Origin of the sequence: Xanthobacter agilis, from assembly GCF_021730435.1 — a bacterium.
GTDB classification, from domain to species: domain Bacteria; phylum Pseudomonadota; class Alphaproteobacteria; order Rhizobiales; family Xanthobacteraceae; genus Xanthobacter; species Xanthobacter agilis.
Map to the genome: position 1 here is coordinate 1 of NZ_JABWGX010000040.1, position 14,019 is coordinate 14,019.

A 14,019-nucleotide genomic window follows, 5' to 3' on the forward strand; every position below is an offset into this window, starting at 1 on the left:
GCCGCGCCGCTCAGCCGCCTTGCGGCCATCGCGCCGCACCACGCGCACATTGGGGCAGGCCGCCGCCGCGCCCTCGGTGAAGGCGTCCGCGATCCAGGCGTTGGCGAACCAGCCGCATTCGACCAGCACCACCGGGCGTCCGCTCGTGCGCGCCGCCGCCTCGAGCGCCTGATACATGGCCAGCGGATGCGCCTTGGCGTGGAACGACAGGCGACCCATGAACAGCACCACCAGCGCCGCATCCGAGACACCGAAGGCCGCCCGTGCGGCGTCGCGCTCCAAGGCGCTGAAGGCGAAGGCGCCGGTGTCGATCCCCAGTGGAATGACCGGAAGCCTCGACACCACCGTTCGCGTGGTGCCGAGGCGCTGCCACAGACGCTCAGTTTCACCAGCCAGAAGGTGCTCCACATTGGCCTTCACCGCGCTGGAGGTGCAGATCAGCGCATCCCAGGGCTGGACGGGACCTGCCACCATGGCCGTGATGGCATCCATGGCGCCGGCGGAGGAAGTGGTGTGGGTGATGCCGCACAGGCTCCAGGCGGTCTCCTGGAAGAGGCTGCGCCGGCAGGCGTGGGACACGATGTCCGGCCCCGGATGGAACAGGGTGCCGACCCGCGCCAGCTGTCCGGTCCGGCCACGATCGAACACGCTCACCGGCTCGGCGCGGCCGGCGGCCGCCACGGCGGCACGGAACGCTTCGCCATGCGCCGGCTCATCGACCAGCGCTGAGAAGTCGGCGGCCCTGGAATGGGCGAGGAAGCCCTTGAGGAACGACTCGCCCGCCGCGTTCCGCCCCATCAGCTTGGGGCTTCGTGTGGAATAGCCTTCTGGATGGAAAAAGAGCGCCGCTCGCATGGGCGTGTCGTTCCGAAATGGGGCTGCAACCACTAGCTGTCGCGCCTGCCGATATCAAGAGGCGCACCGCACTGCGTCGAACGCCGCAGGGGCATGCTCTGGCACGGCCTGAACGAAGGCAAGTCCGGGCCGCCGAAAGTTGCGTCAAACACGCACATGTTGCTTCCGCGATCGCTTCCGCCGCGCGTCAAACGTCGTCGGCTGCGTGAATTTCAGGCGAAAATGTTCGGCTTTTCCAGCCGGCGCGCGCTTGTCACGGGCCGGGCAACCCGGCATTTTCCGGTTGCGCTGACGCTTGCGGGGGGAGACGGATGCCGAACATTCCCGACGACATTTTCACCGAGCCGGCGGATGTCTCTCCGGACACGCTCGGCAATCTTGGTCCGTTGCGGCGGCTGGCGGGCGTATGGGAGGCGGACCGCGGGGTGGATGTGAGTCCGAAGGCCCATGGTCCGGAGCGTCGGGAATACCGCGAGCGGATCCGCATGGACCCCATTGATCCGCAGGCCAACGGCCCCCAGCTGCTCTATGGCCTGCGCTACCACATCCACATCAATACGTCGGAAGAGGCCATCACCTTCCACGACCAGGTGGGCTATTGGCTGTGGGAGCCCGCCACCGGGCTCATCATGCAGACCATCGCCATCCCGCGGGGGCAGGTGGTTCTGGCGGGCGGCTTCGCAACCGCCGACGCGCGGACCTTGTCGGTGGAGGCGCGCCGCGGCGACACTCGCTTCGGCATCAGCTCCACCACCTTCCTGGAAGAGGCGTTCCGCACCGATTATTACCGCATCGACATCACCTTTAACGATGACGGAACCTGGACCTACCTGACCCGCACCGACCTTGTGATCCGCGGCAAGGGTGAGCCCTTCAACCACCATGACACCAACACCATGCGCCGCGTGGCCCCGCCGCAGCCCAACCCGTTGGCCGAGATTCAGGCCGAAACCGCGGGCTGATCCCAGATCCGCGGGCGCGTGGTGCGCCCGCGCTCCCGCTCGGATCCGATGCGGTTCAGATCGGACGATGCAGAAATGCCGGCATCGGCGCCCGCGCGGAACGTCGCGACAGGAAGCATCGCGCCGTGTCCAGCGCCTCGCGCACCGTCACGTCCATGTCGAGGTAACGATACGTCCCGAGCCGCCCCACGAAGGTGGTGGAGCGTTCCCGCAGCGCGCGCGCGACGTAGGTTGAAAGCTGTGTTTCCGCCTCGGCCCGGCGGAGCGGATAATAGGGAATGTCATCGGGGCCGCCGGCGCGGGAAAACTCCCGATAGCAGACGGAGCCGGCGTGCTCTTCCCAGGGGGCGAAGTGCTTGTGCTCCGTCACACGCGTATAGGGCACCTCCACGTCCCCGTAATTCATGACCGCGCAGCCCTGGTAATCTCCCTCATGGGTGAAGCGTTCAAAATCCAGCGTGCGATAGGCGAGCCGGCCATGTTCGTACTCGAAATAGGCGTCGAGCGGGCCGGAATAGAACGTATGGGCAAAGTGGTCGCCGGAGGCGCGCTGGAACCGCACGCCAAGGTGGAGCGTGATGTTGGCGTGATCCAGGATGCGGCCAATCATGTCGGTGTAGCCGTTTTCCGGCATGCCTTGATACTGGTGAAAAAAGTAATTGTCATCGTAATTGAAACGAACCGGAAGCCGTTTCAATATTGATGCTGGCAGCTCCGCGGGCGCGCAGCCCCATTGTTTTTGCGTGTAGCCCTTCAAAAAAGCCTCATACAGATCGCGCCCCACCAGGCGCAAGGCCTGCTCTTCAAAATTGCTTGGGGTTGGAATCGACCGATCGGCCTGATGCGCGATGAACGCGCGCGCTTCATCCGGCCTCAAAGCGGTTCGGAAGAATTGATTGATCGTATGCAGATTGAGGGGCAGGGAATAGACCTGCCCACCAATTGTCGTCTTGACGCGGTTCTTGTAGGGCAGAAAGGTCTGGAACCTGTTGACATAGTCCCAGACCTCCCGGTCGTCCGTGTGGAAGATGTGTGGTCCATAGACATGGACCATGACGCCGCTCTGTTCATCCCGCTCGGTGTGGCAATTGCCGGCGATATGGCCGCGCAGATCGAAGATCTCCACCCGGAGGCCTGCTTCGGCCAGTTCACGCCCGATCACCGCCCCGGAAAGACCGGCTCCCACCACGGCGATTGTGTCCGTGCGCGACATGGCTGCTCCGTAGGTTCAGGTCGCCGGGTGAGGCTCAGGCTTGGTCCGCAGCGGCCGACCAAAGCCGTCGATCGGGCGCGATCGGTGCGTCGTCGTGCAACTCCGCAAGCTTTTCGCGATACCGCCGCCGGTAGGTCGCCTCGTCATGGTATTCGATATTCTCCTGGACCAGTTCCGCGCCGATATCATAATAAATGTCAAGGTTCGTGAGGTCGGGGATCGGCGTGCGCCCCTCTTCGCCGGCGATCTGCATCTGCCAGAACACGTCCTCCAGACTGCGCGTAAGGGCGGGGATGTCGCGCAGCGCGCTCGCCTCACGCCGAGCCTGAAGCGTGTCCCGGATCTTTTTCAGGTGTTTCGGATTTTTGGCCAGATCGATGGCCTTGGCCACATAATCCTCAGGGTCGGCGCAGATCAGCTCTGGGACGCCCGCCGCCGCGACGATGCTGTGGCAGAAACGCGCGGCGAAGCTCTTGCCGGGGAAGGTGAGCACGGGCAATCCCACGGTGAGGGCGTCCGCCGCGGTCGAGTGTGCCCCATAAGGGAACGTGTCAAGAAACAGATCGGCCAGGGCGATGCGCGCCAAGTGCCTGGGATTCGGCGCCTTGGGTGCGAACACCAGGCGTTCCGGCGCCACGCCCGCCTTTGCGGCCGCATCGCGCAGGCGCTGATCCACCGCATCGTTCGCGGTGAGGATCCAGAGCAGGGTTCCCGGCGTCGCGGCCAGGATCTTCATCCATTGGGCAAAGGTGGCCGCGCCGATCTTCTGCGAGCCGTTGAAGCAGGCGAAGACAAACCCGCCTTCGGGTAGCCCCGCTTCCGCGCGCGAGGGTTTCTGCGCGATCTTGCGCTTGCGGTCGATGGGCTGGGTGCAGGGGATTCTCAGAACTTTTTCAGAATAATAAATCTCGCTTTCCGGCGGAATGATCTTTTCATCCGCGATCAGATATTGGTGGAACGGGCTCCCCATGGATCCGGGATATCCGCAAAAATTGACGATCACCGGGGCGGGTCGATACGCGAAAATCTTTGTGCGTGCATGTTTGGTGAAGCCGTTGACATCAATGGCGATGTCGATGTCGTCGTCATAGATCTGCCGTGCGGCCTCCATGTCGGAGAGCGCTCCGATGTCCCGCCAGCAATCGGCCACCGCCTTCATGCGGGTCTGGGTCTCGTCGTTCGCAACCGGCTCCCCGCAATAATAGGCGTAGATCTCGACGCGCGCCTTGTCGTGGAGCTCGAAGATTTCCCGCAGGGCGAAGCCGACCGCATGGTCGCGCAGATCGGAGGAGACATAACCGATACGCAGCGGCGCGCCGGTCTTCGATTTGAGCTTGGGGGGGCGGCGCGGAAATCCGCTGGTGTCGGGGCGGCCGACGAAGGATTTGATGTAACGGTAGGCCTTGGCCAGCTGGAACAGGGGATCATCGGAATAACAGGCGAGGGCCAGGGGTGACATGGAATCGATCAGCTGGCGCATCGAGGCATGTTCCGAGGCGACCAGGATCGGCCATTTGCATTGGCGCTGGCGCAGCGCGCTCCAGTGCTGGCCTGCTTCGGTCTTGTCGGGGCGCAATTCGATGGCCTGCCACAGCGCCATCTCCGATTCCTCAAGCAGGCCGGCGTTTTCCATGACCCGGCCGATGTGCTGAAGCGTCATCAGGCGGTGCTTGAGCTGGTCGGCGGTGCTTTCGGCGGTGAGTTCGGCGTAGGTGCGCCATTGCTGGATGGCCTGCGCGGCCAGCCCGCTGTCCTCGAACGCGCGCCCGAGGTTGATGTGGGCCGGTCCGAAGCGCGGGTCGAGCTTCAGGCAGGCGCGCAGGGCGTTGATCGACCCCGAAATGTCGCCCGACTGGCGCAATGTGACCGAATAATTGAAGTAAACCAGATGAAGGAAAGGATGGGCTTCGTTGAAGGCGATCCACGCCTTGTAGATCTCGATCGCCTCCGCTTTCCTGCCGGCCATGTTCCAGCTTTCGGCGGCCTGGAAGAGGTCGGTCAGCGACAGGCGCTGTGTGCGGGCGAGTTCCAGCTGCGCGGCGAGGGGGGAGGGGCGCTCAGAAGGGGCGGACGTGTTCATGACCATCGGTATCCCGAGAAAGTGCGGCCGATCGGCGATGGGGCGGCGGAAGCGCTTTGTGTTCGCATGGGCTCACGTCATCCCCTCTCTATTTTCGCGTTGACACATTATTCTTCATGCGCGGCAGAATCTGCTTCGTTTGAAACAGGCCCTAGCTTGGATCCGCCGGGTGTTTCAAGGTGCTGCGCGCGCGCCAGGCATCGGTGATCATCCGTTCGAGGGTGGAGCGGCGGGGCGCCCAGCCGAGGGCGGCTTCGGCGGCCGTGCTGTCCGACACGAGGCGGGCGGCATCGCCCGGGCGGCGCGCGCCGATGATGAGCGGAATGGGGCCGCCGACGATCGCCTCGGTTTCGCGCACGAGTTCGAGAATGGAGAAGCCGCGCCCGGAGCCGAGGCAGAAGACCTCGCTGCCGTTGCCCGCATCCAGCCATTCGAGCCCCAGGAGATGGGCGGCGACGACATCGACAACGTGCACATAATCCCGGATGCAGGTGCCATCGGGCGTCGGGTAATCATTGCCGAAGATCGTCAGTGTGTCGCGATGGCCGAGCGCGGTCTCCACGGCCAGGGGGATGAGGTGGGTCTCCGGCCTGTGAAATTCGCCGATCTCGGCGGCCGGGTCGGCGCCAGCGACGTTGAAATACCGGAAGATCACGAACTTGAGGGCGGTCGAGCGGGCGAAGGTCTTCAATATGTCTTCGATGGCGCGCTTTGAGGCCCCATAGGCATTGATCGGCTGCAGCGGGCTGTCTTCCCGCAGTGGGCCGTGGTCCTGCTCCCCATAGACGGCGCAGGTCGAGGAATGAATGATATTGAAGCAGCCGGCGGCAACCGCGGCTTCGATCAGGGTCAGCGATGACAGGATGTTGGCGCGCCAGTACTTGCCGGGATCGCGGGTGGATTCGCCGATCTCGCTGAGCGCCGCAAAGTGCATGATGGCCTGTGGACGCCATTTTGCGAAGACCGTGTCGAGCCGGCTCCGGTCGCGCAGATCGCCTTCCTCGAACGGACCGAATCTGACCGCATCCCGCCAGCCGGTCTCAAGGTTGTCGTAGGTGACCGGGATGTAGCCGGCCTCGCGGAGGGCCTTGCAGGCATGGGATCCAATATATCCGGCACCTCCAGTCACCAAAATATGCTTAACCATCTAGAGCCTCAGGAACAAAACGCCAACTGGCTGCTGTTCGCCAGTTGATCCCACGCCTATTCGCAATATGTCTTCGCTGGCCCTGTCTCGCATGAGCTATACGAGGATGACATGCAAATGCAAGCGTGGCGCCCTCGGGTGCCGATCCGCGGATGGGCACCCGAAGGCGCGCAAGTCTCAGTCGAGCCGCGGGCGTGGCGGATGCGGGCGAGGTGCGTTCGACGGCCGCGTCGGGGGGGCTGCCGAAAGGGCAGGTGGTACCAATGTCAGGTTCGCGCAAGCCACTTCGCATATAATGCAAATGTCCGGTGCGTCGGCAGATTTCGTTAGGCTGAGTGATCGGGGCTTTGATTAAAGATCAAGGTTGCTAAATGAGCTCGACCATATCTTCTCTGACCACGAGTCAGATCAAGTCCCTTTCGACTCAGGCTGTCGCGGCCTGGACGAGTGAAGATGTGGCGTTGCTTTCCACGGACCAGATCAAGGCACTGTCGGCAACTCAGGTCGCCGCCCTGGATGCGGAGGATCTCGGGGTTCTCAGCACCAGTCAGTTGCGGGCGATCTCGGTCACGGCCATCGGCAGCCTGACGCTCGACCAACTGATGATCCTGAACAGCCTGGCCATCGAGAATCTGACCACGGGCCAGGTGGCGGCGCTCACCACCACCCAGCTCGGCTCCCTGTCGACGGACCAGACGGAGGCCCTGACCTCGTCGCAGGTGCGCGTGCTGAGCGCGGCCCAGGTGGCCGCCTTGGGGGCCGAGGACATCGCCACATTTTCCACCGGAGACATCGCGGCGCTCAGCAGCGCGGCCATCTCGGGGCTGAGCACGGCGGCGCTTGCGGCATTGTCCACCGCTCAGGTGGCGGCGTTGAACACGCTTGCGGTTTCAAAGCTCACGACAGCGCAGATTTCGGCTCTGTCGACGAGCCAGGTGGCGGCGCTGACGACGGCCCAGATCGCCGCGCTCAAGTCCACGCAGTTCGCGGCATTCGAGACGGATGATGTCGCCGCTATGTCGACCGCGAGCATCGCGGCGATGAGCGGCAGCGCCGTGTCGGGGCTGACCACCGCGAGCATCGCGGCGCTCTCCACCAGTCAGGTGTCCGCGCTGAGCACGGGGGCGATCGCGGGTCTGACCACCGCGCAGGTGGGCGTGCTGAACACCAGTCAGGTTGCCACCTTGTCCGTCGCCCAGGTGGCGGCTCTGAAGGCGGCCCAGGTCGCGGCGCTCGGATCGGACGTCACGGTCCTGTCCACCTCCCAGGTGGCCGCCTTGAGCACGGCGGCGATCGCAAGCCTGACCACGGCCCAGATCGGGCTGTTGAGCACCAGCCAGATCTCCGCTTTGACGGCGGCGCAGGTGGTGAACCTCACGGCGTTGCAGGTGGCGACGCTGGGCGTGGACGATATCGCCGCCTTGAGCACAGGCCAGGTCACGGCCATCAATACCAAGGTGATCTCGGCGCTTTCCACCGCTCAGATCGCGGCGCTGTCCACGAGCCAGGCGGAGGCCCTGTCCACGGCGCAGGTGAAGATCCTCAGCGCCCAGCAGATCGCGGCGCTGGGATCGGACGATCTCGCCACCTTTTCCACCGCCGACATCGCCTCGATCACGAGCGCGGCGGTCGTAGGGTTGAGTACTAGCGTCATCGCCTCGCTCTCCGCCGACCAGATCACGGCCTTGAGCACACGGACGACGGCGGCGTTGACGACGGCGCAGGTCGATGCCCTCACCACCAGCCAGGTCGAGGCGCTGTCGCGGGCGCAGGTGGCGGTTCTCAGCTCGCTGCAGCTGGCGGTTCTGGACGCCGACGACCTTGCCACCTTCTCCACCACCGACATGGCGGCGATCACGAGCAGGGCCTTGTCGGGCCTGACGACAAGCGTCATCGCCTCGCTCTCCACCGACCAGATCGCGGCGATGAACACGCTCTCGGTGGCCAATCTGACGACGGCGCAGTTCGAGGCCTTGTCCAGCAGTCAGGTGGGCGCGCTCACCGCCGCGCAGGTCAAGGTTCTAAGCTCGGTCCATTTCGCGCTGCTGACGGCGAGCGAGGTCGCCGCCATGTCGACGGCGAGCGTCGCGGCGATCACCGCCAAGGGCGTGACCGGGCTGAGCACCGGCATCGTCGCCAAGCTGTCCACCGATCAGGTGTCGGCCCTGAGCACGGCTGCTGTCGCGGGGCTGAGCACCGCCCAGATCGATGCCTTGTCCACCGCCCAGATCGCGGCCCTGACGACGGCCCAGATCACCAGCCTTTCCACGGCCCAGGTCGCGGTGCTGGAAACGGCGGGCATCGCGGCCCTCTCGACGGATCAGATCGCAGCGCTCAACACGAAGGCCATCGCGGCCCTGTCGACGGACCAGGTCTCGACCTTGTCGACCGCGCAGGCGGCGGCACTGACGTCCGTGCAGGTGGCGGCGCTGACGTCGCTGCAGCTGGCGGTACTTGGGGCCGATGACCTTGCCAGCTTCTCCACCGCCGACATGGCTGCGATCAGCAGCAAGGCGGTGGCGGGCCTGGCGACGAGCGTTGTCGCCGCCCTCAGCACCGCGCAGCTTGCCGCCCTGACCACGAGCGCGACCGCCAGCCTCTCCTCGGCCCAGGTCGATGCGCTGACCACGGGCCAGGTGGCAAGCCTGTCCACGTCGCAGATCGCAGTGCTGGGCTCGGTTCAGGCCTCCGTGCTGGATGCCGCCGATCTCGCTACGTTCTCGACCGCCGACATCGCGGTGCTTTCGAGCAAGGCGGTGTCGGGTCTGACGACGAACGCCGTTGCCTCGCTCTCCACCGCCCAGATCGCGGCCTTGAGCACCAGCGCGGTCGCGAACCTGACGACGGACCAGGTCGCGGCTTTGTCGACCAGCCAGATGAGCGTGCTGTCGACGGCACAGATCAAGGTGTTGAGCGCGAAGCAGATCGCCGCCCTGGAGGCCGCAGACGTCTCGGCGCTCTCGACGGACCAGATCGCGGTGCTGGCGACGAAAACGATCGCGGGCCTCAGCGAAGATCAGGTCGCGGCTCTCTCCACCGCCCAGCTCGCGTCCCTGTCCACGGTCCAGGTGGCGGCGCTCACCTCGACGCAGCTGGCGGCGTTGGATGCCGGGGATCTTGCGGCCCTGTCGACGGCGAGCATGGCGGCGCTGGCCTCGTCCGCGGTTTCGGGTCTGACCTCGGATGTGGTCGAAACCCTTACCACCGACCAGGTGAGAGCCCTGAGCACGAGCGCTGTCAGCGGACTGACGGCGGAGCAGATCGAGGCCTTGTCCACGGCCCAGGTGGACGCGTTGAAGACCTCCCAGCTTGCCGCCTTCACGACGACGCAGCTCGCGGCGCTCGGCTCCGACGATCTCGCCACCTTCTCCACGTCCGACATCGTGGCCCTCAGCACGAAGGCCATCTCGGGATTGACCACGGGCGTCATCGCGGCGCTGACCACCACCCAGATCACCGCGCTCACCACCGCTGAGATCGCGGGCCTCACCACGCTCCAGATCAACGCCCTGACCACGGGGCAGATCGCGGCCCTCTCCACCGGCCAGCTGGCGGCGCTGAGTTCGACGCAGGCGGCATCCCTGAATGCGGACAGCATTGCGCTCCTGTCGACCAGCCAGCTTGCGGTGCTCAGCACCAGTGCGATCGCAAGCCTGAGCGCCGACCAGATCGAGGCCTTCAGCAGCGCACAGATCGCGGCGTTGACGACCGCGCAGATCGCGATCCTGAATTCGACCCAGGTCGCCGCGTTGGGCACCAACGATATCGCGGCGCTTTCCACCAGCCAGATCGTGGCCCTGAGCACGGCCGGCATCGCCGGCCTGTCGACGCGCCAGATGGCCGCTCTCAGCACCAGCCAGGCCGAGGCCCTGTCCACGACCCAGGTGGCGGTTTTGAGCGCGACGCAGCTTGAAGCCCTCGACAGCGCCGACATCGCGACCTTCTCCACGCGGGATATCGCGGCCCTGTCCTCCAGCGCGATCTCCGGCCTGTCGACGGCGGTTGTGGCGGCCTTGTCCACGGCGCAGGTTTCGGCCCTGAGCACCGCGGGCGTCTCGGGGCTGACCTCCAAGCAGGTTTCGGCGCTCACCACCGCCCAGATCGCGGCTCTGACCACCCGCCAGGTCGCAGCCCTGACCTCCGATCAGGTGACCGCCCTCACCACCGCCGACATCGCCGCGCTCGCCACCAGCCAGGTCGCCGCTTTCAGCACGGCCGGCGTCGCCGGCTTGACCACCAAGCAGATTGCCGTCCTCAGCTCGGCGCAGGCCGAGGCTCTGACCACAATCCAGGTCGCCGCCTTGAGCTCGGCACAGATCGCGGTGCTGGGAACGGCGAACCTTTCGACATTCTCCACCGCCGACGTGGCGGCGATCAATACGACTGCGATTTCGGCACTGACCACGGCGATGATCGCCGCGCTGACGACCGCGCAGATCGCCGCGCTGGGCACTGCGAATATCGCGGGCCTGTCCACCAAGCAGATCGCCGCCCTCAGCACCGGGCAGGTCGCCGCCTTGTCCACCAAGCAGGTCAGTGCCCTGACCTCGCAACAGGTGGCGGCGCTGGGGACCGACGATCTGGCGGCGCTGTCGACGACCGCCATCGCCGCCCTGAGCTCCGGCGGGGTGTCGGGCTTGTCCACCGCGGCCCTCGCGTCGCTGGGCACGGACCAGATCGCGGCGCTGAGCACGGCCGGCATTGCCGGCCTGTCGACCGGGCAGATCGCCGCGCTCAGCACGGCGCAGGTCGCCGCGCTGTCGACCAAGCAGGCCAGCGCGCTGAGCTCGAAGCAAGTGGCGGCGCTGACCACGAGCGACATCGCCGCGCTTTCCACCAGCCAGATCGAAGCCCTCAGCACGGTTGGCGTGACCGGCCTGTCGACCACCCAGATCGCGGCCTTGGGCACCGCCCAGACGGCGGCCTTGACCGCGCTGCAGGTGGCGGTGCTGAGCTCGGGCCAACTGGCCGCGCTCGGCACCGACGACGTCTCGGTGTTCTCGACCGCCGACATCGCCGCCCTCAGCTCGAGCGCGATCACGGGGCTCTCGACCACCAATCTGGCTGCCTTGTCGTCCGAGCAGATCTCGGTGCTGAGCACAGCCACCATCGTCGGGCTCTCGACCGCCCAGATCGCGGCCTTGACCACGGCCCAGATCGATGCGCTTTCGACCAAGCAGATCGCGGCCCTGACGTCCAAGCAGGTGGCGGCCCTCAGCACGGCGGATCTTGCCGCGCTGTCCATCGATCAGGTCGCGGCCCTGAGCACGATCGGCATCACCGGCCTTTCGACCACCCAGATCGCGGCTCTCAGCACCGACCAGACCGAGGCATTGACCACGACGCAGGTGGCCTTGCTGAGCTCGGCCCAGGTGGCGGCCCTGGGGACCGACGATCTGGCGGTGTTTTCCACCAGGGAGATCGCGGCGCTGAGTTCGACCGCGGTGGCCGGATTGTCCACGGCGGCGCTGGCCGCGCTCACCAACGACCAGCTCGAGGCGCTGAGCACGGCCGGCATCGCGGGGCTTTCGACCGCCCAGATCGCGGCGCTCGGCAGTACCCAGATCGAGGCGCTGACCTCCAAGCAAATCGCGGCGCTGAGCTCCAAGCAGGTGGCGGCCCTGGGCACGGCGAGTGTCACGGGCCTCTCCACCAGCCAGATCGCGGCCTTGAGCACGGCCGGCATCTCGGGGCTTTCCACCAGCCAGATCGCGGCTTTGAGCACGATTCAGACCGAGGCGTTCACCACCACCCAGGTCGCGGCGTTGAGCTCGACCCAGGTGGCGGCCCTGGGCACTGACGATCTGGCGGTATTTTCCACCAAGGATATCGCGGCGTTGAGTTCCAGCGCGGTGTCGGGACTGTCCACCGCGGTGCTGGCAGCCCTTTCCGCCGAGCAGATCGAATCCTTGAGCACGGCCGGGGTCGCCGGTTTCTCGACCGCGCAGATCGCGGCCCTCAGCACGGCGCAGATCGGGGGCTTGTCGACGCTACAGCTGGGCGCGCTGAGCTCGAAGCAGGTGGCCGCCTTGAGCACGGGCGATATCGCCGTGCTCTCCACCGACCAGATCGCGGCCCTGAGCACATCAGGCGTCGCTGGCCTGTCCACAGCCCATATCGCGGTCTTGACCACCGCCCAGACCGAGGCGCTGACCACGACGCAGGTGGCGGCGCTGAACTCGACCCAGGTGGCGGCCCTCGGGACCGAAGACCTCGCGGTGTTCTCCACCGGCGACATCGGCGCCCTCAGCTCCGGCGGCGTGTCGGGACTGTCCACGGCGGTGCTGGCCTCGCTGTCGACCGAGCAGATCGCGGCGTTGAGCACGGCGGGCATCTCCGGCTTGTCCACCACCCAGATGGTTGCCCTGAGCACGGCCCAGGTGGAGGCCCTGACCAGCACCCAGGTGGGTGCCCTCAGCTCCAAGCAGCTGGCGGCGTTGGGAACCGACGACCTTGACACCTTCTCGACGGCGGACATCGCGGCCATCAGTTCGAGCGCCATCTCTGCCTTGCCCACCGAGACCCTGGCCGGCCTTTCGACCGCGCTGATCTCGATCCTGAGCACGTCCGGCATCGCAGGCCTGTCCACCGCGCAGATTGCCGCTCTGAGCGTTGATCAGGTCGGCGCGCTGTCTACCGCGCAGGTGGCCACCCTGAGCTCGAAGCAGGTGGCGGCCCTCACCACCACGGACATCGCGGCGCTCACCTCCGCCCAGACCGCCGCCTTGAGCGCCGAGAGCGTCGCCGGCCTGACCAGCAGCCAGATCAGCGCGATGAGCCTTGAGCAGCTCGACGCGTTGTCGTCGAGCCAGATCGCGGCGCTGAGTTCCAGCGCGGTTTCGGCGCTGACCGCGGAGGAGCTCGACACCTTCTCCGCCGACGAGATCGCGGCGATCACGTCGGACGCGGTGAAGGGATTGTCCACCGCGTTCATCGCCAACCTCTCCACGGATGCTGTCGCCGCCTTGGGCACCAGCTTCGTCGCCGGCCTGAGCAGCGATCAGATCGCCGCGCTGGCGAGTGAGCAGCTCGACGCGCTGTCGACCGATCAGATCGCCGCCTTGAGCGCGTCGGGCCTTGCCGGGCTGACCACCGAGGATATGGACACCTTCTCCACCGCCGATCTGGCGGCCATCAGTTCCGGCTCCATCAAGGGGCTGTCCACGGCCATCATCGCCGACCTGTCCACGGCCGAGATCGCGATTCTGAGCGCGAGCCAGGTCGGTTCGCTGAGCTACAATCAGGTGGCGGCGCTGAGCACCAGCCAGATCGCCACCCTGTCCACGGACCAGCTCAATGCCCTGAACGCGGTTCAGGCGGCCGCGCTCGGGACCGAGGACATCGCCCTGTTCGCCACATCGGCGATCGTCGCGCTGAGCACGAGCGCGGTCTCCGGTCTCACCGCGGCCGTCGTCACGGCCCTGACGACGGCGCAGGCAGAGGCGTTGACCCCAAGTCAGGTCAATGCTCTGACCTCTGCGCAAGTCACCGCGCTGACGGCGGACCAGCTCGCCACCTTCTCGACGACGGATATCGCGGCGCTGAGCTCGGATGGTATCGCGGGGCTGTCCACGGACGACATCACCGGCTTGTCGAGCGAGCAGGTGGACACGCTGATGGAAACCCAGATGGGGGCATTGAGCTCCACCCAGATCGCGGCGGTCATCTCGCGTTATCTGGCGGCCTGACGCGGTCGGCCCGACGGCGACATCTCTCAGGCCTTGCCCGCGGGACGCTCGCGGAGACCGACCGTGGGGTAGGG

The 14,019-nt window shown here is 66.1% G+C and carries 6 protein-coding genes; 2 read left to right on the forward strand and 4 right to left on the reverse strand.

Annotation, left to right across the window (positions count from 1 at the left end; translation table 11 throughout):
• A partial coding sequence (locus HUW53_RS20195; protein WP_237347558.1) for a glycosyltransferase family protein occupies positions 1-855 on the reverse strand: 855 nt, incomplete at its 3' end.
• A 311-nt stretch (positions 856-1,166) separates the two neighbouring features.
• On the opposite strand from HUW53_RS20195, the gene HUW53_RS20200 reads away from it, so the two are divergent.
• Positions 1,167-1,817, forward strand: coding sequence for an FABP family protein (locus tag HUW53_RS20200; RefSeq protein ID WP_237347559.1), 651 nt, complete (start codon positions 1,167-1,169; stop codon positions 1,815-1,817).
• Positions 1,818-1,872: 55 nt separating this feature from the next.
• Here the strand turns inward: HUW53_RS20200 and HUW53_RS20205 are convergent, their stop codons facing one another.
• From HUW53_RS20205 to galE, 3 genes are all read right to left on the reverse strand, one after another.
• Positions 1,873-3,030: a UDP-galactopyranose/dTDP-fucopyranose mutase family protein gene (locus tag HUW53_RS20205; protein ID WP_237347560.1), complete on the reverse strand. Its 1,158-nt coding sequence runs from the start codon at positions 3,028-3,030 to the stop codon at positions 1,873-1,875.
• Between the two features lie 34 nt (positions 3,031-3,064).
• Positions 3,065-5,116 (reverse strand): O-linked N-acetylglucosamine transferase, SPINDLY family protein, encoded by a 2,052-nt coding sequence (locus tag HUW53_RS20210; protein WP_237347561.1) that lies wholly within the window; start codon positions 5,114-5,116, stop codon positions 3,065-3,067.
• 145 nt (positions 5,117-5,261) lie between these two features.
• Positions 5,262-6,257, reverse strand: a complete 996-nt coding sequence (gene galE / locus HUW53_RS20215; protein ID WP_237347562.1) for a UDP-glucose 4-epimerase GalE — start codon at positions 6,255-6,257, stop codon at positions 5,262-5,264.
• 371 nt (positions 6,258-6,628) lie between these two features.
• On the opposite strand from galE, the gene HUW53_RS20220 reads away from it, so the two are divergent.
• Positions 6,629-13,945: a hypothetical protein gene (locus HUW53_RS20220; protein WP_237347563.1), complete on the forward strand. Its 7,317-nt coding sequence runs from the start codon at positions 6,629-6,631 to the stop codon at positions 13,943-13,945.
• Positions 13,946-14,019: the final 74 nt, after the last annotated feature.

Coding starts and splice junctions, on each gene's coding strand:
- HUW53_RS20205 (WP_237347560.1), bottom strand. CDS start 3,030: ATGTCGCGCACGGACACAATCGCCGTGGTGGGAGCCGGTCTTTCCGGG.
- HUW53_RS20220 (WP_237347563.1), top strand. CDS start 6,629: ATGAGCTCGACCATATCTTCTCTGACCACGAGTCAGATCAAGTCCCTT.
- HUW53_RS20200 (WP_237347559.1), top strand. CDS start 1,167: ATGCCGAACATTCCCGACGACATTTTCACCGAGCCGGCGGATGTCTCT.
- galE (WP_237347562.1), bottom strand. CDS start 6,257: ATGGTTAAGCATATTTTGGTGACTGGAGGTGCCGGATATATTGGATCC.
- HUW53_RS20210 (WP_237347561.1), bottom strand. CDS start 5,116: ATGGTCATGAACACGTCCGCCCCTTCTGAGCGCCCCTCCCCCCTCGCC.